Origin of the sequence: uncultured Actinobacillus sp., from assembly GCF_945915845.1 — a bacterium.
GTDB lineage: Bacteria > Pseudomonadota > Gammaproteobacteria > Enterobacterales > Pasteurellaceae > Exercitatus.
Map to the genome: position 1 here is coordinate 1 of NZ_CAMEFX010000006.1, position 21715 is coordinate 21715.

Here is a 21715-nt window from a genome sequence, read left to right on the forward strand (position 1 = left end):
TATCGCATTCGCCGAGAAGTTCGAGACTTTGTTTTTGCGGAAAACGCGTTTTAGCCAATTCGTGCAGATAATGTGCGGTCAAGGTTTTTCCCGTGCCGATTTCGCCGAAAATAAAAATGGGTAAATCCGTTTGCGATAATTGCTGTAAACGCCGGCGTAAATTTTTTATCCATTTACTTTGTCCGATAAGATGGGTTTCCAACTCTTGTTGTTGCCAATGTTTTAACGCCAATTGCGCCTGACGCTGGGTTAACGCCAGATCGATTTGTTGCAGCAAGCGTTCGGGATCCACCGGTTTTTCGATAAAATAAAACGCGCCTTTTTGCATGGCGTCGATCGCCATCGGTACGTCGCCGTGTCCGGTAATTAAAATGACGGGGAGATTTTTATCCTTTTCGTGCAACCGTTCAAGCAACTGCCAGCCGGACAATTGCGGCATATAAATATCGCTCACCACCACGCCTTGCCAGTCTTCCGTAATGATGGATTCAGCGTCTAACGGATTATTCAGTGCGATAATTTCATAGCCTTTTTCGTCGCTCTCTAAAGCCAGCAATGCCTGATAAGCCTGCAATACATCCGGATCGTCGTCGATTAACAACACTTGGCTTTTATTTTTCATGATGGTTACCCGTAATTTTTTGAGATAGTTGCGGAAATTCTAAAATAATGACCGCACTTTGTTGAAAACTGGAAGCGATATAAAGGTTTCCGTTGAATTGGTTCATAATATGGCGACAGATTGTTAATCCTAAGCCCAAACCGACTTCTTTACTGCTGTAAAAAGGTTGTAACAATTTATTGATATTGTCGGTTTGCCAACCGATACCGTTATCTTCCACATAAACATAAGTTTTTTGTCGCTCGGAGGTGATTTTCACCGAAATATGCGGTCGGCTTTTACACGCTTCCAACGCATTGTTGAATAAATTGACAAAAATCTGTTCCAACAGCAGGTTATTACCCAATATCGTCGCATTTCCCTGAACGGATAAGATCGCGTGCAGCGGTTGATGACGCAATTCAAGTAATGACCAGGCTTCGTTAATCACCGTATGCAGATCGATGGGTTGCAAAGGTTCCATTTGATTAGTCCGCTTGGTAAATTGGCGCAGGCCTTTTACAATGCGTCCTATTCGTTCCGTTAGTCCGGTAATTTTGTCCGTATAATCCGCCACTTGGTGGTAATCTTGTTGTTGCAGCATTTTTTTCAGATTGAACAGATAAATAGACATCGCATTTAACGGCTGATTAATTTCATGCGCCAGCATGGTCATGGTTTGCCCGACCACCGCGAGTTTTGCCGTTTGAATTAATTCGTTTTGCGTATCCTGTAAATTTTGTTGAATAATCCGTCTTTCCTGCAAAATTTCGGTATGTTTCTTTAATAGTCGATTAATTTCCGAAATTTCGTCGTTACCGATGATTTGAATAGGCGGATCTTCTTTTCCTTGGTTTAATAATTTGACGGATTCGATTAATTCTTCAAAACGTTTGGTCAAATGTTTTTGTAAATAAAAACGATTAAACAGCCAAATAAATAATAAAATAATCATTAAGGACATCAAAATAATCATTCCGCTGATTTCCGTTTGAGTTTTCAGCTGACCATTCAGTATGCTGAATTTATCTTTTGTTTTCGATAATATTTTATCGGTCAAATTACGGATAGCATACAATATTTTTTCCTGATGCGAAGCAATATTATTCAGAGATTGCTGATGGTTATTTATATTGGTAATTAACAGATCTAATTCTTCTCCCGGTTTAGTAATATTAACCAGAGTTTCTACCATTTGTTGTAAAGTCGCCAGACTGGCTTTATTCGGTTTATTTTGTTCGTTTAAATAAATATTCAGAATGATGTTTTTTAGATTTTGATATTCTTCACTAATATTTTGTTGTTCCAATGAATAAATAAATTGTGTGATTTCATTTTTTATTTGTTCTTCCATATTTTTTAATTTGGTCATGCTTTGTAATTCATCTTGTAGATTCAGCATTAAGGTCTTTCGTGCGCGTTCGCCCGGCTCGGTAAAGTTGATTTGCTGCCAGTTTAATTCTTGCCCTAACGCCACAATTTCATTATTAAAATCGTCATGCAGCCATTGAATTTTAGTAAATAATTCCTGTTTCTTTTGTTCAATATAAAAATATTGCGAAATATTATTGTCTATTTGACCGATTAATGATTTCAAATCGGATATGTTTTGGGAAAGTATTGTTTGGTTATCAGGTTCGGTTAACGCTAAAGCGTTTTTTTCAATTTCGATTAATTGCAGATTAAGTTGTTTAAACATAGTCTGACGAACCGGATTATTTTTCACGGCGGAAAAACGATCCAATTCGTTGATAAAAGAATTGACATTGTCATCTAACTTTAATGCTAGGTTCGTTTTAGGAAAATAATCGTTTAAAATATAATTCACCTGTTTATGCTGCTGATACCATGAAATTAAACTGACGGCGCCGATAATACAGGTAAATAATAACCCCATATTTAAAGCATTTTTTAGAGTTTTAATAATACCGGATTTATTCACTGTTATTCTTCCTCAATTTGGCTTAATACTCGATTAATTTGTTGCTGAAAGAATATTGCCCATTGTTTTTCCTGTTGAACGGCAAAACTGCGATCATTTTTTAATCGGGATAAGTAAATTTCGTCATTGGCTTGTTTTTCGTCAACGGGAATCGCTGTTAAAATTTGACGAAGTGCGGTCAGTTTTTTGTTTGTTTTTTTCTCTTTTGCATAAATTACCGCCCAGGCTTCTTTTAATTGAGTTAAGCGGAAAGTAATGGCGATATCGAATAATTTTTCGACTAAATATTGGCGGGCCAGTAATAAATCGTAATCCAATAAAGGTTCCGTCAATAATTTCTGTTGTTGCGCGTATAAACGGTCATTTTTCGGTAAACTCACAACGGGATATTTGGCGAAACGGTGTTCGGCCACGATTTTTTGTCCTTTGTCCGAAAGCAGATAGCTAATGAAGTTTTGTGCGTCTTCAATATTTCGGCTGTTTTTATGGATAGCAATAAATGTCGGCGAAATAACGGAACGCGGAAAATAAACAAATCCGACCCGGGGATCGTCGTAAGTATAAGTCGTATAGGTGTCGATACTTAATCCTGCCGCGGCTAATCCCATTTGAATTTTTTCCGCCACGTTAAAACTCCGGGATGAAATTAAAGAAACATTACTTGCCAGCGTGAGAAAATCCTGCCATCCCTGCTGCCAACCGCGTTGTTGTAGCAACATTTCCAACATGATGTGATTAGTTCCTGAACGAGAGGGCGAGCTGATTAATAACTTATTGAAATAGTTTGAATTCATCAGGCTGTCCCAGTCCGTAGGCGCGGGTAAATTCAGTGTTTTTAAGAGTTCTTTGTGGTAAAAAATGCCATAACCGGAAAAGGCGACGGCGGTCGTGGTGGTTGCCAGGCTTTTAGGCACCCAGTGATGATTTTTCTGTAATTTTTCCGGTAAAATCAATAAACGTTGAGAATCCTGTAATCGCTGAAATAGGAAAGGTGAAGAACTCATAATAAGATCTACATCTTCCACATTGGATCGCGTTAATAACTGTGTTAATGAATTCACCGTTCGATTTATTAATCTAATCTTTTTATCAGGATAGATAGCTTGCCATTGTTGAGCTAAGTATTCACTGGTATCAGGGGAAAATGAAGTTGCAATGACTAACTCTTTTGCCTTGACTGGAAAGAATATATTTAAAAGAAAAATAAGTATTAAACAAAATTTCTTCATTTTTGTCGCCTTTTTATGTGATTCCGATCACAAAATAAAAATTTTCTAAAAATTTACAAATCTATTATTACCCCAATTTTGCCCCAATTAATTAAGAATTAATGCTTATAGATTTAAAATATTCTAACTTGTGTCATTTTTGACACGCAATCTTAAGAAATGAGACAATTTTGACTTAAAAATCAATATATTGACTTTGCTCTAACCCATATTAACATACCATCTAATTTCTAACATTAGAAATACAAATCTTTAATCAATAATTTATTTATGGAGTAATATTATGATTTCCTTTTTAGCCTCGAAGCCAGGCCAACCTGTGCCAAATGAAGAAATTCGTCAACGTTATAACCGATTACGTTGGCAGGCACTATTTGGTATTTTTATTGGTTATACTGCGTATTATATTCTACGCAATAACTTTTTACTCTCATCTCCTGAATTAATCAGCGATTTCGGATTTACCAAAAAAGATATTGGATTTATTTCCGGAACAATGCTGGTGGTTTACGGTTTAAGTAAAGGTTTTATGTCAGCCTTTGCAGATAACTCCAACCCAAAACATTTCATGATTTTTGGTCTGGTTATGTCAGGATTGGTTAACCTAATGATGGGCTTCAGTGCATCTTTTTGGGTATTCTTGTTTTTATGTATTTTGAACGGAATTTTCCAAGGAATGGGGGCAGGGCCTGCTTATGTAGTGTTAGCAAACTGGTTTCCGCGTAAATCCCGAGGGGTAATCACAGCGATATTTAATGTTTCTCATAATGTGGGCGGTGGTCTAGTAGCACCAATTGCTGGAGCAAGTATTGCGTGGTTAGGTAGTGAACATTGGCAAGCCGCACACTTTATTGTACCAACAGCTATTGCTACTGTGATTGCGCTTATCTTTTATATTTATGGTGCGGGTCGTACTTATAATGAAGGTTTACCACCAACAGCTCAAATTCTTGGTACAGAACAAGATGAATTAGTTGTAACCAAATCTGAAGAAGTAAAATTAACCACATGGGAAATTTTTCGCGATTACATTGTGAAAGACATTAATGTATGGTTTGTTTCTTTTATCGATGTATTCACCTACATGATTCGTTTCGGCGTATTGACTTGGTTACCACTTTACTTATTAGAAACCAAAGGTTTTTCTAAAGGACAAATGGCAACGGCATTTGCTATTTTCGAGTGGGCTGCGATTCCATCCACATTATTGGCTGGCTGGTTGACTGACACTTACTTTAAAGGACGCCGCATGCCGTTAGCTATTATTACGTTAACGGGGGTCGGTATCGCAATGTTTGTGTATTGGGGAGGTAACGATCTGTTAACCGTTACTATCGGCGCAGGGATTATTGGTTGTTTGATTTATGTACCAATGTTTCTATCTTCACTACAAACCATTGAATTAGTTCCATCATTTGCAGCCGGTTCAGCTACAGGTTTGCGTGGCTTATTAAGTTATATTTTAGGTAGTTTCTCCGGTACAGCATTATTCGGTATTTTAGCAGAAAAATTTGGTTGGGATGCTGGTTTCTATCTTCTATTATTCGCCGTATGTGGCTGTATTTTCTGTTGTTATATGACTCATTTGGGTGTATTACGCCTAGAGAAGAAAAGAAAAATTGTTAGTATCAAATAAATTGAAATAAAGTTTAAAAATGCACGACCACCGTGCATTTTTTATTTTATCTACAGATAAAATCCCGAATAAACTTGAAAAAAGGGGGCTTTTAGCCGATAATTCTTCAGTTTAGGTGATCTCTATTTTGCTGCCTGATTTTGGCAAATTAGGATCTATTTTTAATGATTGTGAAAGCAGAAAAATAACAATGGCAGAAAAACGTAATATTTTCTTAGTCGGTCCAATGGGGGCAGGTAAAAGCACAATTGGCCGTCAATTGGCGCAACAATTAGGAATGGAATTCGTGGATTCCGATAGCGTTATCGAAGAACGTGCGGGCGCAGATATTGGCTGGATTTTTGATATCGAAGGTGAAGAAGGTTTCCGTAAGCGTGAAGAACGTATCATCAATGAATTAACACAAAAACAAGGCATTGTTCTTTCAACGGGTGGTGGTGCGGTCTTATCAAAGGATAACCGCAACCATTTATCCGCACGTGGTATTGTTATTTACTTAGAAACCACTGTGGATAAACAATTTGAACGTACGCAACGCGATAAAAAACGTCCTTTATTACAAGATGTGGAAGATCCGCGTCAAGTGTTAGAAGAATTGGCTAAAATTCGCAATCCACTTTATGAAGAAGTGGCGGACATTACTTTGCCGACAGATGAACAAAGCGCCAAGGTAATGGCAAATCAAATTATTGATTTAATTGATAATACGCAAATCTAACATAAAGCAAGGAGCAAAATATGTTGTGTGTAAATGTGGAATTAAAAGAACGCCGTTACCCAATTTATATCGGTGAAAATTTGCTCAGAGATCCTGCTGTTTATCCGCTGAAATCGGGCGATAAAGTGATGATCGTGACAAATGAAACCATTGCTCCCTTGTATTTATCCACTGTCACTGCAACCCTTGAATCCCTAGGGTGCCAAGTTAGCAGCGTTCAACTCAAAGATGGTGAAAAATATAAAACCCTCGATTCTTTAAACGAAATTTTCACCGCACTTTTACGCGAAAATCACGGACGTGATACAACGCTCATTGCGCTCGGTGGCGGTGTAATTGGTGATGTCGCAGGTTACGCTGCCGCCAGTTATCAACGCGGTATCAAATTTATCCAAATCCCAACAACCTTGCTGTCACAAGTCGATTCTTCGGTGGGGGGCAAAACCGCTGTAAATCACGAATTGGGTAAAAATATGATTGGCGCATTTTATCAACCAATTACCGTCATTATTGATACCACCACCTTAAATACCCTGCCAAAACGCGAAGTTAATGCAGGTTTGGCGGAAGTGATCAAATATGGTGCTATTTTAGATTTACCCTTCTTTGAATGGCTGGAACAACATATTGATGAACTGGTTGCTTTGGAACAATCCCCATTGCAATATTGCATTGCGCGTTGTTGCCAAATCAAGGCGGATGTGGTGGCGCGTGATGAAACGGAAAAAGGCGACCGCGCATTGCTGAATTTAGGACACACTTTTGGTCACGCCATTGAAACCCATCTTGGTTACGGCAACTGGTTGCACGGCGAAGCGGTGGCGGCAGGTTCAATGATGGCAGCAGCACTGTCAGAAATGCTCGGTGATTTATCCAAAAATGATGTGGGGCGTTTAGAAAAATTATTGGCGTGTGCGAATTTGCCGACTGTCAGCCCTGATACGATGCAACCTGAAGATTATTTGCCACATATGATGCGTGATAAAAAAGTATTGGCAGGTAAATTACGTTTAGTCCTACTCAAATCCCTCGGTCAAGCCTATGTGGCAACCGATACGGATAAATCCCTCGTACTTGATGCAATCCGCGCTTGTACGCAATTTGACTAATCTCAATGGCAAAGCGTCCCCAAACGAAAACTGAAAAACACCGCTCATTTTTGAAATGGGCGGGCGGTAAGCTACGTGTGGTGGACGAAATTAACCGTTTATTGCCCAAACGCAAGTCCTGCCTTATTGAACCCTTTGTCGGCGCGGGTTCCGTTTTTTTAAACACCCGGTTTAAACGTTATATTTTGGCGGACATCAATCCGGATTTGATTAATTTATTCAACACTGTCAAACAGGATGTTGAGGCTTATATTGCCGCCTTAAAACCCATTTTCTTTCATCCTGAAGCCAACAGTGCCGTTTATTATTATGCACGCCGCGATGAATTCAATCGGTCGCAAGATATTTTTGAGCGTTCTGTTTTGTTTGTTTATCTCAACCGTTTTGGCTTCAACGGACTATGCCGTTACAATGCCAAAAGAGAATTTAACGTGCCTTTTGGTTCATACAAAACCCATTATTTCCCTGAAGATGAACTGCGTTTCTTTGCAGAAAAAGCGCAAAGTGCGGTCTTTATTTGCCAAGATTTTCACCGCACTTTTGAACAAGTGGAACAAGATTGCGTGGTCTATTGCGATCCGCCTTACGCGCCATTAATTCAAGACAGCAATTTTACCAGCTACGCAGGCAATGAATTTTCAGCGGAAGATCAAAAGGCGTTAGCAGAATTGGCGAAAAATTGCTGCGAAACGGTACTCATATCAAATCACGACACGAAATTCACCCGTGAAATTTATCGTGGCGCAAAATGCTGCAAAATTCGCGTGCAACGTTCGATTAGTCATACCCCGAAAAAACGTCATAAAGTCAGCGAATTGATTGCGGTTTTTAAACCAACCCATTCATCGCGTTAATCACGCGAATTTCATCAAACTTAAGCACATCTTCGGCAAAAATAGGGATTTCTTGCAAAATACCCTGTTCCAAAAGAGCGCGGCGTTGTGTGCCTGCCAATAAAGGGCTATCCGGGGTAAACCAATGCTCCCCCAAGCGAAAAGCCAAATTACCAATGCTACAATCCGTCACTTTACCTTGCTTGATAATCATAATTTCATCGCAATCGCCCCGTTGAGCCAAAAGTTGGTTTAACCAAGTGCGGTCAGAATATTTCAAGGAATAATCAATTTCATCACAAATCACCGGTTGAAACCGAGTAATTTTACGCCGTTGATAGGGAAAAAATTGAATTTGACAGGTCGTTGCATTGTAATCAACACGGCAACGTGTTAATTCCGAGAGCGTTGAGAAATCGGCTTGATGATGAATAATGTCAAAAAGATCGTGAATTTTAACCGCACTTTCACCGTAAAATTGACGCAACGTCTGTTCATAACGCTGTTGATGATACGCACAATTTTTTATTTGCTGCTGTTCAATGCAAAGGGTTTCAAAAAAAGGGAAATTCGTCATGGTGTCTCCATCGGAACATAGATTTTTTGTTGTAGTTCCAAGTACTCGTCTTCCAACACACTATGGCGCGTAATACCGCCGCCACTACGAAAATAAAATTGCGCCCCTTGCTGCTCAATAAAACGAATGGCCACTGCGCTATCTAAGCTATCGCCCGTAAAAATACCGAAGATCCCCGTATAATAGCCACGAGGCTGCCCTTCCGCTTGTTGAATAGTTTCAACGGTTTTCTCTTTGGGCGCGCCGCTAATCGATCCGGCAGGCAATAACTTAATCAGCATCGATCCAATATTTTCCTGCCAATTCTCTGCAAGATCGCCGACAATTTCCGAACTTGTCTGTAAAACAGCTTTTTCATCATTGCCCACTTTTTCCACATAACGAAAACGGCGAACCTGAATATTTTGCGCCACCATGGCTAAATCATTCCGCATTAAATCCACAATCGTATAATGCTCACATTGCTCTTTTTCTGAATTCAGCAATAACTGTTCAGCATTGGTGATATTCGCGCGAATGGTTCCTTTCATCGGGTAAGTCAATATCTGATTATGGCGAATTTGCACAAAGGATTCCGGGGAAAAACAGACAAATTTGTTGTCATACAATAACTTATATTTTGCTTGGCAAGATTGATATATTTGCGCCAAATTATAATTGATAGAAATAGGGGTAGAATAAGTCAAATTCAGTAAATAAGAATTCCCTTTTTGTAACGCCGTTTGCACTAACTCAAAGCCTTTTTTATAAACAGCAAAGGGCAAAGGCTGCGGATTTAGCTGAAAAAGTGCGGTATTTTTTGCCACAGAAAGCGAAGCATTTTTCTCTCCTTGGATATCAAAATAAATGCCTGATGCCGCCGCCTGTGCAAAAGCGCAAATCACCGGGTTTTGTTGTTCAAAATCAATTAAAAAGAAAAAGGGCGTGCGCGACTTTCCCCACGCATTAGCTTGTTCAATGAATTGTTGTAACCGCATACTAAACTGAAAAATGGACAAAATAATGCCACAGTGTAGCCGAAATTTCGGGAAAGATCATTTATAATTGAGCGCAAAGTTCTTCTAGGAAAAGCCATGAAACGCCTACTTATTATTAATAACCACGATTCCTTTACCTACAATTTAGTGGATTTAATTCGCCGCCTAAATGTGGAATTTGACGTGGTAGATGTGGAACAACTTAATCTCCATAAGGTCGAAAACTTTAGCCACCTTTTAATTTCACCCGGACCTGATGTCCCCCGGGCATACCCGCAACTCTTTGCCATGCTGGAACAATATCACCGTACAAAATGCATTTTAGGGGTATGTCTTGGTCATCAAACCCTATGCGAATTTTTTGGTGCCACGCTGTACAATCTCACGGACGTGCGCCACGGTTATGCGCGTCAATTGAAAGTGCGGTCAATGTCACCGTTATTTTCGCAGCTCCCCACCACATTCCGCATCGGTTTATATCATTCTTGGGCGGTTTCAGAGGTGAATTTCCCCGCAGAGCTGCAAATTACCGCGACCTGTGAAGATGAGATTATCATGGCATTTCAACATCGTACCTTGCCTATTTACGGTGTGCAATTCCACCCTGAATCTTATATTTCTGAATATGGTGAGCAAATTTTGCAGAATTTTCTCAATCAATTCCCTAAATTTGGAACTGAGATCACGATTTAATAAAAAAGATCAAAAAATACTTGATACTGTTTTTTATAACAGATAATATATGCGCAAATTTACAGTCATTCAACTCTCTGACATTTATAAAGGAATTCATTATGGCATCTCAAGACGATAAAGCAAAAGCACTCGCCGCGGCACTAGGTCAAATTGAAAAGCAATTTGGTAAAGGGGCAATTATGAAACTGGGCGATACCCAAACCCTTGATGTAGAATCTATTTCAACAGGTTCTATCGGTTTGGACGTTGCTTTAGGTATTGGTGGTTTACCAATGGGGCGTATTGTGGAAATCTATGGTCCTGAGTCATCCGGTAAAACAACATTAACGCTCTCTGTCATTGCGCAGGCTCAAAAAGCTGGAAAAGTCTGTGCCTTTATCGATGCGGAACATGCACTGGATCCTATTTATGCGGCTAAATTAGGTGTAGATGTTAAAGAATTATTTATTTCGCAACCCGATAACGGCGAACAAGCATTAGAAATCTGTGATGCCTTAGTTCGTTCAGGGGCTATTGATGTCATTATCGTGGACTCTGTGGCAGCGTTGACGCCAAAAGCAGAAATTGAAGGTGACATGGGTGACTCTCACGTGGGTTTACAAGCGCGTTTAATGTCACAGGCATTACGTAAATTGACAGGTCAAATCAAATCATCAAATTGCTTAGTGGTATTTATTAACCAAATTCGTATGAAGATCGGTGTGATGTTCGGTAACCCTGAAACCACAACGGGGGGTAACGCGTTAAAATTCTATTCTTCCGTTCGTTTAGATATCCGCCGTGTTGGCGCAGTGAAAAATGGCGATGAAATCATTGGTAACGAAACGCGTGTTAAAGTGGTAAAAAATAAACTTGCTGCACCATTCCGTACCGTTGATTTCCAAATTATGTACGGTGAAGGGATTTCAAAAAATGGCGAACTCATTGAGCTGGGTGTAAAACAAAAATTAGTTCAAAAAGCCGGCGCATGGTTCTCTTACGAAGGCGAGAAAATCGGTCAAGGTAAAGCGAATGCTATGAAATGGTTATCTGAAAATCCAGCCAAAGCCGCTGAACTGGAAGCGCGTATTCGTGCTGAATTCCAAGCCAATCCGGAAAAAGCATTAATCGCCGATTTAGAAGGCGCGAAAGACGATGCCGAAGATGATTTTGCCGGCGAAGATTTTGAATAAACAAACCAAAGTGCGGTAATTTTTCACCGCACTTTTGCTTTACACAACAACTTAACACCACTTTTATTCATCCATCCTTTTGATTAAACAACCTTATGATGTCCGAAAATGCAAATTCATCGCTCGCACTCGGTTATGTGGTCAACCTACTGGCACGCCGTGAGTACAGCGAATTTGAAATACGTTGCAAAATGCAAGAAAAAGCCTTTTGTGAAGAAGATATAGAAAAAACCATTCTTCATTGCCAACAAAAAAATTGGCAAAATGATCATCGTTTTACGGAAAATTATCTTAATTTTCGCGCACAACGTGGCTACGGCTTGGCGCGTATTAAACAAGAATTACGCCAATTAAAAGGTATTCAATCGGAAGTGATTGAAGATGTGCTGTTAGAAAGTGAGATAGATTGGTCAGAAATTGCGCTGTCCGTCTTGCGAAAAAAATTCCCTGACTATCAGCAAAAACAAGATCCCAAATCCAAACAAAAAATCTGGCGTTATATGATGTCTCATGGGTTTCATAGCGATGATTTTGCGGATTTTGTTGGTGTAGGGGATGATTTTTAGATCGAAAATAAACGGTATTATGTACACCTACACAAAGCTGAAATGGCGGTTGGTGAGCTTGTCGAACCATAAGCTATTTCAGCGTTTACTGCACAAGACTTACGTTTCGACAGGCTCAACGACCGCCTTATGCAACTGCTACATAATATCGAAAATAAACGATATAATGACCGCACTTTTAGGCAACTAAGAGAGATTGCTTATGTTGCCTTTTTTATTTCTTGAGATGTGAGACATATGTTAAATAAAATTTTTTCTTGGTTTGAAGCGCGTATTGATGCCTATCCTGATGATGAACCTCAAACACCATCAAAAGGACTTTGGGGCTTTATTTGGTCTAGTTTAGATGGGCTTAAAGCTTGGATTGCATTTTTTGCTTTTTTAACCATTGGTGTCGGTGTTATCGAAGCAATGTTATTCCAGTTTATGGGAAAAATCGTTGATTGGTTAGGGGCATATTCCCCTGCCACACTTTGGGCGGAAAAAGGGCATTACTTGATCGGTATGGTTATTGTCCTTTTGCTAAGTATCGGCTGGACATTTTTAACCTCTGCCGTGCGCTTACAAACCTTGCAAGGGATATTCCCTATGCGTTTACGTTGGAATTTCCACCGCTTGATGTTAGGGCAAAGCCTGAGTTTTTACCAAGACGAATTTGCAGGACGCGTATCGGCAAAAGTGATGCAAACGGCACTTGCCGTACGCGATACGGTATTAACCGTTGCCAATATGGTTGTTTATGTTAGCGTTTACTTTATCACTTCGGGCGTGGTCTTAGTCGCCTTTGATGGCTGGTTGCTGGTGCCGTTTATTTTGTGGATGTTTGTTTTTGCCGGCATTCTCTATGTGTTAATTCCCCAATTAGCCAAAACCGCAGAACGCCAAGCAGACGCGCGCTCTTTAATGACGGGGCGCGTAACGGATGCTTATTCTAATATTACCACCGTAAAATTATTCTCTCACGGTGAACGTGAAGCCGCCTATGCCAAACGCTCCATGGAAGAATTTATGGTCACGGTTCACGCTCAAATGCGTTTAGCCACAGGATTGGATGTACTGACCTATGCGAGCAATATTTTCCTGACCTTATCTACCGCAGGGCTGGGCATTTATTTATGGCATCAAGGTGCCATTGGTGTTGGGGCAATTGCTACGGCAACCGCTATGGCGTTGCGGGTAAACGGACTTTCCCATTGGATTATGTGGGAATCCGCGCGTTTATTTGAAAATATCGGTACGGTCAATGACGGGATGCAAACCCTATCCAAACCGCACACCATTGTGGATAAACCCAATGCGGTTCCCATGCACGTCAGCAAAGGGGAAATTAAATTTGAACATATTCATTTCGCTTATTCCCCTGAAAAAACCTTGTTGAATGATTTTAATTTAACCATTAAAGCAGGGGAAAAAGTCGGCTTAATCGGTCGTTCAGGGGCAGGCAAATCCACGATTGTAAACTTACTTTTACGTTTTTATGAAGCCCAAGCAGGAACCATTACCATTGATGGGCAAAACGTGCTTGATGTTCAACAAGAAAGTTTGCGCAGCCAAATTGGGTTAGTGACTCAAGATACTTCATTACTGCATCGTTCCGTTCGCGACAATATTATTTACGGTCGCCCAAATGCTACCGAAGAAGAAATGATTAACGCCGCCAAACGCGCGGAAGCGGCAGATTTTATTCCGCTTTTAAGCGATGCGGCAGGTCGCCGTGGCTATGATGCGCACGTGGGAGAACGTGGGGTGAAATTATCGGGCGGTCAGCGTCAACGTATCGCGATTGCACGCGTGATGTTAAAAGATGCACCGATTTTGCTACTTGATGAAGCGACCAGTGCATTAGATAGCGAAGTGGAAGCGGCAATTCAAGAAAGTCTCGATAAAATGATGGAAAATAAAACGGTGATTGCCATCGCCCATCGACTGTCCACTATTGCCGCGATGGATCGCCTTATTGTGCTAGATAAAGGGCAAATTGTAGAACAAGGCACGCATACTGAACTGTTGGCCCAAAATGGGTTGTACGCAAAATTATGGCAACATCAAAGCGGCGGCTTTTTGAGTGAACAGGCGGAATAACAAATGACGAATTTATATATCGGCATTATGTCCGGCACCAGTCTGGACGGCGTAGATTTGGCACTGGTGGATTTTGATTGTTCGCCCGCTAAAATTGTGGCGAGCGATTTTACCCCAATGCCTGAAAATTTACGCCAAAAATTGACCGCACTTTTACATTCCGGGGAAACCCGTTTACAGCATTTAGGGGAAATTGATCATCAGCTTGGCTTACTTTATGGAGATGCTGTAAATCATTTTCTAGAGAAACAACACCTTTCCCCAGAGAAAATTCAAGCCATTGGCTGTCATGGACAAACGGTTTGGCATTCACCCACCGCAGATTTTCCCTTTACCATGCAAATTGGCGATATGAATTTGGTTGCTGCCAAAACAGGGATAACGACTATTGGTGATTTCCGCCGTAAAGATATGGCGATGGGCGGACAAGGCGCGCCTCTTGTCCCAGCGTTTCATCAGGCAATATTTGCAGATCCTCAACGTTTTACCGTGGTATTAAATATTGGGGGAATCAGCAATATTTCCGTACTGGCACCTAACCAACCGTTGATTGGCTATGACGTAGGTGCCGGCAATACGCTAATGGATAGTTGGATTGAACAACACCAGAATAAGCGTTACGACAAAAATGGGGATTGGGCGCGTTCGGGTCAAGTAAACGAGAGCTTATTGGCGGATTTATTAGATGAACCCTTTTTCCAACAACCACCACCCAAAAGTACAGGGCGTGAACTCTTTAATTTAACTTGGCTAACAAAGAAATTAGCAAAACACACCGCACTTTTAGCGCAAGATGTCCAACGCACCTTGCTTGAATTTACCGCAGTGAGTATCACCCATGAGCTGCATAGATTAAATACACAACATTTACCTTGCTTATTATTAGTCTGTGGCGGTGGTGCGCATAACACGCTACTCATGGAACGTCTTCATGCGTTACTTCCATCGTGGCAAATATCTGTTACAACAGAATTTGGCTTACACGTAGATTTTGTGGAAGCAGCCGCTTTCGCATGGCTTGCTTATCAGCGTATTCATAATTTACCAAGTAATGCGCCAACAGTAACGGGGGCAAAAAGTGCAGTAAGTTTGGGTGTCATTTATCCGAAGGAATAAACCATGACAAAACAAAATTTATTACAAACTCTCGATCAAATGATCACCGAACAACGCAATCCAAACTCAATGCATATTGACTGCGCTTCTGCCTTAGAAATTGTGCAAATCATCAATGATGAAGATAAATTAGTGCCGCTTGCGGTTGAAAAGTGCTTACCACAAATCGCTCAGGCTGTAGAAAAAATTGTCACTGCCTTTCAACAAGGGGGGCGTTTAATTTATATGGGAGCAGGCACAAGCGGTCGCTTAGGGGTATTAGATGCATCAGAATGTCCACCAACCTATGGCGTATCACCAGACATGGTTGTAGGGTTAATTGCAGGAGGTGAACGTGCTTTGCGTCACCCCATCGAAGGTGCGGAAGACAATCGTGAACAAGGGAAACAGGATTTACAAGCCATTCACTTCACCGAAAAAGATGTATTAGTGGGTATTGCCGCAAGTGGGCGTACACCTTATGTTTTAGCCGGTTTAGAATATGCCAATGAAGTAGGTGCAATCACCATTTCCATTGCCAGCAACCCTAATTCCGCTATGGCAAATATTGCCGATATTGCTATTGAAACCCTGGTAGGTGCAGAAGTACTAACAGGTTCCAGCCGAATGAAATCAGGCACAGCACAAAAATTAGTGCTGAATATGCTCACCACTGCCAGCATGATTCAAATGGGGAAATGCTACCAAAATCTCATGGTTGATGTGCAAGCGAGCAATGAAAAACTCCGCGCGCGTGCCGTTCACATCGTAATGCAAGCCACAGAATGTACCAAAGAAATGGCAGAAAAAAAGCTGCAACTTGCAGAAGGCCATGCCAAATTAGCCATCATGATGATATTGGGTAATTTAGATAAAGAAAGTGCGGTGAAAATCTTACAAGAAAATCAAGGGAAATTATTGGTGTAAGATGCTGCATTCATCATTTCATAAAGCGGAAATAAAGATTGGTGAGCCTGTCTAACCATCCACATATCATTCGACAATAGCTATAACAAACTTTTAACAAATTAACCGCACTTGTGATAGTATCCTTTTACAGGATATTTTTAGGAGAGTTATTTTTTATGCTGAAGTTCATACAAGATTTTTTCAAAATGGAGTCTGCAAGTGGTATTTTACTCCTTGCTTTTGCTTTACTTGCAATGTTTTTTGCTAACTCAGGATTGCAATCCACTTACTTTAATTTTCTCGATATTCCTGTTGCCGTTCAGTTTGGTTCTTTCATTATTCACAAAACCTTAATCCATTGGATTAACGATGGCTTTATGGCGGTGTTCTTCGTGCTTGTGGGCATGGAAGTAAAACGTGAGATCTTTGAAGGTTCACTTTCCAGTGTACAAAAAGCCGTGTTTCCTGCCATTGCTGCACTCGGGGGAATGTTAATTCCTGCAAGTGTTTACTGGTTAATTACGCAAAATAATCCCGAACTACACAACGGTTGGGCAATTCCTATGGCAACAGATATTGCTTTTGCCTTGGGTATTGTGGCGTTATTAAGTAAACAAGTGCCTACGGCATTAAAGGTGTTTTTGTTAGCCTTAGCCATTATTGATGACTTGGGGGCGATTGTCGTCATCGCGCTATTCTTTTCCGAAGAATTGAGTATGCAAGCGCTGATGTTCGCGGCAGTAGCCATTGTGGGATTATTCACACTCAACCGCTTTAAGATCGGGCATATTGCCCCTTATTTTGTTGTAGGTTCAATTTTATGGGCGTCTGTATTGAAATCAGGTGTTCACGCGACTTTAGCCGGCGTGATTATTGGTTTTAGCATTCCGTTAAAAGATAGAAATGGTGAAAGCCCATTACATCAATTCGAACACGCTCTTGCCCCTTGGAGTGCATTTTTTATTTTACCGTTATTTGCATTCGGAAACGCTGGAGTATCTTTAGGCAATATTAACGCTGACACGGTGATGTCCGCCTTACCACTGGGTATTGCCTTAGGCTTATTTTTAGGTAAACCACTTGGTGTGTTTAGTTTCTGTTACATCGCAGTAAGAGTTGGCATCGCGAAACTCCCTGATGGCATTAATTTTAAACAAATTTTTGCTATTGCAGTCTTGTGCGGTATTGGCTTTACCATGTCTATGTTCCTTTCCGGGCTGGCATTCAGTGGTGAATCAGATAGTGCAATGACGACATTATCAAGATTGGGCATATTAATGGGATCTTGTTTCTCTGCGGTCTTAGGTTACATTCTTTTAAAAGCCACTACCAAACGAATTTAAAAAGGAACAGGTTTAAAATAACCTAGCACGAGCCGTGCTAGGTTCATTAAGCCCAGCCTCGCTGGGGCTGAAAAAAGAGCCGCAGAGCGGCTCAGATTAGGTAACCCTATACGGCTCGTATAGGGTTAGTCAACAATCTCACCGCACTTTAATACAAAGTGCGGTGTTTTTATTAGGCATATAATTATTTCAACGCAACACGTGCATTGCGGAATAAGCGCATCCAAGCCCCATCTTCATTCCAATCTTCCGGATGCCATGAATTGCTTACTGTACGGAATACACGCTCTGGATGCGGCATCATAATTGCCACGCGTCCATTGGCATTGCTTAATGCGGTAATCCCGTCCACCGAGCCGTTCGGGTTCGCCGGGTACATTTCTGTCGGTTGAATATTGTTATCCACGAATTGCGCGACAATTAAACCTTGCTCACGTAAGCCTTGAAGTTGTGCCTCATGTTTAAACTCAACGCGACCTTCACCGTGAGAAACCGCGATTGGCATATGTGAACCTGCCATACCTTGGAACCACACAGAATTGCTCTCGTTAATGCGCACCAATGCCGCACGGGCTTCAAAGCGTTCTGAAGTATTACGCACAAAACGTGGCCAGTTTTCTGTACCCGGGATAATCTCTGCCAAGTTAGATAACATTTGACAACCGTTACAAATACCAATTGCTAGCGTGTCTTCACGATTGAAGAAAGTTTCAAATTGGTCGCGAAGTGCGGTGTTAAATAGCACGGATTTCGCCCAACCACCACCTGCGCCCAGTACGTCACCATAAGAGAAACCGCCACAAGCGACCAATGCATTGAAATCTTTCAAATTACGGCGCGCCGCGTGTAAATCACTCATATGCACATCAATGGCTTCAAAACCGGCACGATCGAAAGCCGCTGCCATTTCCACATGGCTATTTACGCCTTGTTCACGCAAAATCGCAATGCGTGGTTTAACGCCTTTAGCGATATATGGCGCAGCAATATCTTCGTTGATATCGTAAGTTAAATGTGCGCTGAAGCCTTTGTCATTTGGTTCTTTCTTCGCTGCAAATTCTTGATCTGCACAAGCCGGATTATCACGCAAACGTTGCATTTGATGAGTTAGTTCCGCCCAAATTCCACGTAATTCAGAGCGTTTTTCGCTGAGTAAGACTTTATTACCACGTTTAATCTCAAATTCATCATTTGCAGACACTGAACCTAATTCTTTGGTTAATGCAAGTAAACCATGTTGTGCCAACACATCACGTACAGCATTTAAGTCGTTTTCGCGAACTTGAATGACTGCCCCTAATTCTTCATTGAACAAGACCGCTAAATCATTATCACCTAACGCGCTGATATCAACCGATACCCCACAATGCCCTGCAAATGCCATTTCTGCTAATGTGGCAATTAAGCCTCCGTCCGAACGGTCGTGGTAAGCCAATAATTTTTCTTGTTGAACCAAGGTTTGCATGGCGTCAAAGAAACCTTTTAAGTTCGTTACATTGACCACATCCGCAGGCTTATCCCCTAATTGTTTATACACTTGCGCAAGTGCGGTCGCACCGAGACGATTTTTGCCTTCACCCAAGTCAATTAATAATAAACGGCTATCGCCTTTGTCTGTGCGTAATTGTGGCGTCACGGTTTTACGTACATCTTCTACGCGTGCAAAGGCGGAAATCACTAAAGACAATGGTGCAGTTACGGTCTTTTGTTCGCCATTTTCATTCCACGTGGTTTTCATTGACATGGAATCTTTGCCCACCGGAATGGTTAAACCTAATGCAGGGCAAAGTTCTTCGCCCACCGCTTTCACGGCCTCATAAAGCCCTGCATCTTCGCCTTTATGACCTGCGGCAGACATCCAGTTCGCCGATAATTTAATACGTTTAATATCGCCAATATTGGTTGCTGCAATATTGGTAATGGATTCGGCTACCGCTAAACGTGCTGATGCACCAAAATCTAACAATGCTACTGGCGCACGCTCGCCCATTGACATGGCTTCACCGTGGTAACTATCCAAAGAGGCAGTGGTAACTGCCACATCCGAAACTGGAATTTGCCATGGTCCCACCATTTGATCTCGCGCAACCATCCCTGTGACTGAACGGTCGCCAATAGTAATTAAGAACGTTTTTTCTGCCACCACAGGCAAACGTAACACGCGGTGTAATGCGTCCTTAATGCTAATGCCATCTTGTGAAACCGGCGCATTTTCCACCGCACTTGATGTCACATCACGAGTCATTTTTGGCGTTTTACCCAATAACACATTCATTGGCAAATCAATCGGATTATTACCAAAATGCGCATCGCTTAGGGTTAAATGCTCTTCTTGTGTGGCTTCGCCAATCACTGCATAAGGCGCGCGTTCACGCTGACAAAGTTCTTCAAATAATGGCAATTTTTCCGGTGAAACCGCTAAGACATAACGTTCTTGTGATTCGTTACACCAAATTTCTAATGGAGACATACCGCGCTCGTCACTTAAAATGTTGCGTAATTCAAATTTACCGCCACGACCGCCATCATGAACTAACTCAGGCATTGCATTAGATAAACCGCCTGCGCCCACATCGTGAATAAATAAAATCGGGTTATCAGCACCCATTTGCCAACAACGGTCAATGACTTCTTGACAACGGCGTTCCATTTCCGGGTTATCACGTTGTACAGACGCAAAATCTAAATCTTCTTTTGATTTGCCTGAAGCCATTGATGACGCTGCGCCACCACCTAAACCGATGTTCATGGCAGGACCGCCTAATACGATCAATTTAGCGCCAACCGGGATTTCGCCTTTTTGCACATGTTCTGCGCGAATATTACCGATGCCGCCTGCCAACATAATTGGTTTATGGTACCCACGAACTTCCTCGCCACCAAAACTGTTGACTTTTTCTTCATAAGTACGGAAATAACCTAATAATGCCGGGCGACCAAATTCGTTATTAAATGCGGCACCGCCTAGTGGGCCTTCGATCATAATATCTAATGCAGAGGCAATACGACTTGGTTTAGAGAGCGGTGCTTCCCAAGGTTGCTCAAATCCTGGAATCACTAAGTTAGAAACGGAGAAACCCACTAAACCTGCTTTTGGTTTCGCGCCACGACCTGTCGCACCTTCATCACGAATTTCACCACCTGACCCTGTTGCCGCACCTGGGAATGGCGAAATGGCTGTTGGGTGGTTGTGAGTTTCCACTTTCATTAAAATATGCGCATCTTCATTATGATAACGATATTGACCATCTTGATCAGGGAAGAAGCGCCCCACTTTTGAACCTTCCATAACCGCAGCGTTGTCTTTATAGGCAGATAATACATATTCAGGGGTTTTCTCGAAGGTATTTTTGATCATTTTGAACAAAGATTTTTCTTGTTTTTCACCATCAATCACCCAGTCTGCATTAAAGATTTTATGACGACAGTGTTCTGAGTTGGCTTGGGCAAACATATAAAGTTCAATATCCACAGGATTGCGACCAAGTGCGGTGAAATTTTCCACTAAATAATCAATTTCATCATCCGCTAACGCCAAACCTAAATTCACATTCGCCGTTTCTAATGCTTTGCGACCACCATTCAACACATCAACAGTAGTAAATGGTTTTGGTTCTTGTTGATCAAATAATTTCGCGGCATCTTCCGCTTTACGTACTACGCTTTCCATCATGCGGTCATGAATATGCGAACGTAGTTTATCTTCTTCATCTGCAGTCAAAGTGCGGTCAAATTCAAAGTAGAATGCTAAACCGCGCTCAAGGCGAATCACTTTTTCCAAACCACAGTTATGTGCAATATCCGTTGCTTTTGATGACCAAGATGAAATCGTACCAACGCGTGGAATGACAACAAAACATTCACCTTTTGGCTCATGCTGTGCAAGGGTTGGACCATAATGCAACAATTCTTCTAACTCTTGAGTTTCTTCAACAGATAATGATGCTGATAAATGAGCGAAGTGCATATATTCTGCATAACAAGATTTCACCGGCAAATTCGCATTTTGGAAACGCGTTGCAAGTTGATTTAAACGGAAGTCAGACAAAGCGGCAGAGCCACGAAAGATTTGGAACATAGGAATTTCCTTGTTTAATTGAGAATTCATTGAAAAATAGATAGGCAAAACGCCCTTAAATCGGGCGTATTATAAAGGAAATTTAGAATAAAGGGAAACGTTTGCGCAGGTTGATTTAACAAGAAAAAAGCCCTGAAAACACAGGGCTAAAT

Annotated in this window: 17 protein-coding genes; 11 read left to right on the top strand and 6 right to left on the bottom strand. The window is 41.3% G+C overall.

Going from position 1 to position 21715, the window contains the following annotated elements:
- The 3 genes from Q0O89_RS02915 to Q0O89_RS02925 all read right to left on the bottom strand — a co-directional run.
- Positions 1-622, bottom strand: a 622-nt coding sequence (locus tag Q0O89_RS02915) for a response regulator (RefSeq protein ID WP_293730267.1), incomplete at its 3' end; no start/stop codon positions are given.
- Positions 612-2543, bottom strand: coding sequence for an ATP-binding protein (locus Q0O89_RS02920; RefSeq protein ID WP_293730269.1), 1932 nt, complete (start codon positions 2541-2543; stop codon positions 612-614). The genes Q0O89_RS02920 and Q0O89_RS02915, both read right to left, overlap by 11 nt.
- 2 nt (positions 2544-2545) lie before the next feature.
- Complete coding sequence (locus Q0O89_RS02925; protein ID WP_293730270.1) at positions 2546-3772, bottom strand: ABC transporter substrate-binding protein; 1227 nt, start codon at positions 3770-3772, stop codon at positions 2546-2548.
- A gap of 283 nt (positions 3773-4055) precedes the next feature.
- Here Q0O89_RS02925 and Q0O89_RS02930 point away from each other — a divergent pair, with 283 nt between their 5' ends.
- From Q0O89_RS02930 to Q0O89_RS02945, 4 genes are all read left to right on the top strand, one after another.
- Complete coding sequence (locus tag Q0O89_RS02930; protein ID WP_135709000.1) at positions 4056-5408, top strand: MFS transporter; 1353 nt, start codon at positions 4056-4058, stop codon at positions 5406-5408.
- Between the two features lie 190 nt (positions 5409-5598).
- Entirely contained in the window at positions 5599-6126 is a 528-nt protein-coding gene (gene aroK / locus Q0O89_RS02935; protein ID WP_135708999.1) for a shikimate kinase AroK, read from the top strand.
- Positions 6127-6146: 20 nt separating this feature from the next.
- Complete coding sequence (aroB, locus tag Q0O89_RS02940; RefSeq protein WP_293730271.1) at positions 6147-7235, top strand: 3-dehydroquinate synthase; 1089 nt, start codon at positions 6147-6149, stop codon at positions 7233-7235.
- Between the two features lie 5 nt (positions 7236-7240).
- Entirely contained in the window at positions 7241-8089 is an 849-nt protein-coding gene (locus tag Q0O89_RS02945) for a Dam family site-specific DNA-(adenine-N6)-methyltransferase (RefSeq protein ID WP_293730272.1), read from the top strand.
- On the opposite strand, the gene Q0O89_RS02950 is transcribed toward Q0O89_RS02945, so the two are convergent.
- Together Q0O89_RS02950 and Q0O89_RS02955 are read right to left on the bottom strand one after the other, a co-directional pair.
- Positions 8064-8645 (bottom strand): aminotransferase class IV family protein, encoded by a 582-nt coding sequence (locus tag Q0O89_RS02950; protein WP_293730273.1) that lies wholly within the window; start codon positions 8643-8645, stop codon positions 8064-8066. The genes Q0O89_RS02945 and Q0O89_RS02950 overlap by 26 nt on opposite strands.
- Positions 8642-9622: an aminodeoxychorismate synthase component I gene (locus tag Q0O89_RS02955; protein ID WP_293730274.1), complete on the bottom strand. Its 981-nt coding sequence runs from the start codon at positions 9620-9622 to the stop codon at positions 8642-8644. Before Q0O89_RS02955 ends, Q0O89_RS02950 begins: the two co-directional genes overlap by 4 nt.
- Before the next feature lie 96 nt (positions 9623-9718).
- On the opposite strand from Q0O89_RS02955, the gene Q0O89_RS02960 reads away from it, so the two are divergent.
- From Q0O89_RS02960 to nhaA, 7 genes are all read left to right on the top strand, one after another.
- Entirely contained in the window at positions 9719-10315 is a 597-nt protein-coding gene (locus Q0O89_RS02960) for an anthranilate synthase component II (protein ID WP_273392466.1), read from the top strand.
- A 101-nt stretch (positions 10316-10416) separates the two neighbouring features.
- Complete coding sequence (recA, locus tag Q0O89_RS02965; protein ID WP_135708993.1) at positions 10417-11490, top strand: recombinase RecA; 1074 nt, start codon at positions 10417-10419, stop codon at positions 11488-11490.
- Positions 11491-11585: 95 nt separating this feature from the next.
- Positions 11586-12056 (top strand): recombination regulator RecX, encoded by a 471-nt coding sequence (recX, locus tag Q0O89_RS02970; RefSeq protein WP_273405492.1) that lies wholly within the window; start codon positions 11586-11588, stop codon positions 12054-12056.
- Between the two features lie 237 nt (positions 12057-12293).
- Positions 12294-14138 carry an ABC transporter ATP-binding protein gene (locus Q0O89_RS02975; protein ID WP_293730275.1) on the top strand — a complete coding sequence of 615 codons (1845 nt, stop codon included), beginning with the start codon at positions 12294-12296 and terminating at the stop codon, positions 14136-14138.
- Between the two features lie 3 nt (positions 14139-14141).
- Entirely contained in the window at positions 14142-15254 is a 1113-nt protein-coding gene (locus Q0O89_RS02980) for an anhydro-N-acetylmuramic acid kinase (protein WP_293730276.1), read from the top strand.
- A 3-nt stretch (positions 15255-15257) separates the two neighbouring features.
- Complete coding sequence (gene murQ / locus Q0O89_RS02985; RefSeq protein WP_293730277.1) at positions 15258-16160, top strand: N-acetylmuramic acid 6-phosphate etherase; 903 nt, start codon at positions 15258-15260, stop codon at positions 16158-16160.
- A 158-nt stretch (positions 16161-16318) separates the two neighbouring features.
- Positions 16319-17485, top strand: a complete 1167-nt coding sequence (gene nhaA, locus Q0O89_RS02990) for a Na+/H+ antiporter NhaA (RefSeq protein WP_293730278.1) — start codon at positions 16319-16321, stop codon at positions 17483-17485.
- A gap of 184 nt (positions 17486-17669) precedes the next feature.
- Here nhaA and purL read toward each other — a convergent pair whose 3' ends face one another.
- Complete coding sequence (gene purL / locus Q0O89_RS02995; RefSeq protein ID WP_293730279.1) at positions 17670-21563, bottom strand: phosphoribosylformylglycinamidine synthase; 3894 nt, start codon at positions 21561-21563, stop codon at positions 17670-17672.
- Between the last annotated feature and the right edge of the window lie 152 nt (positions 21564-21715).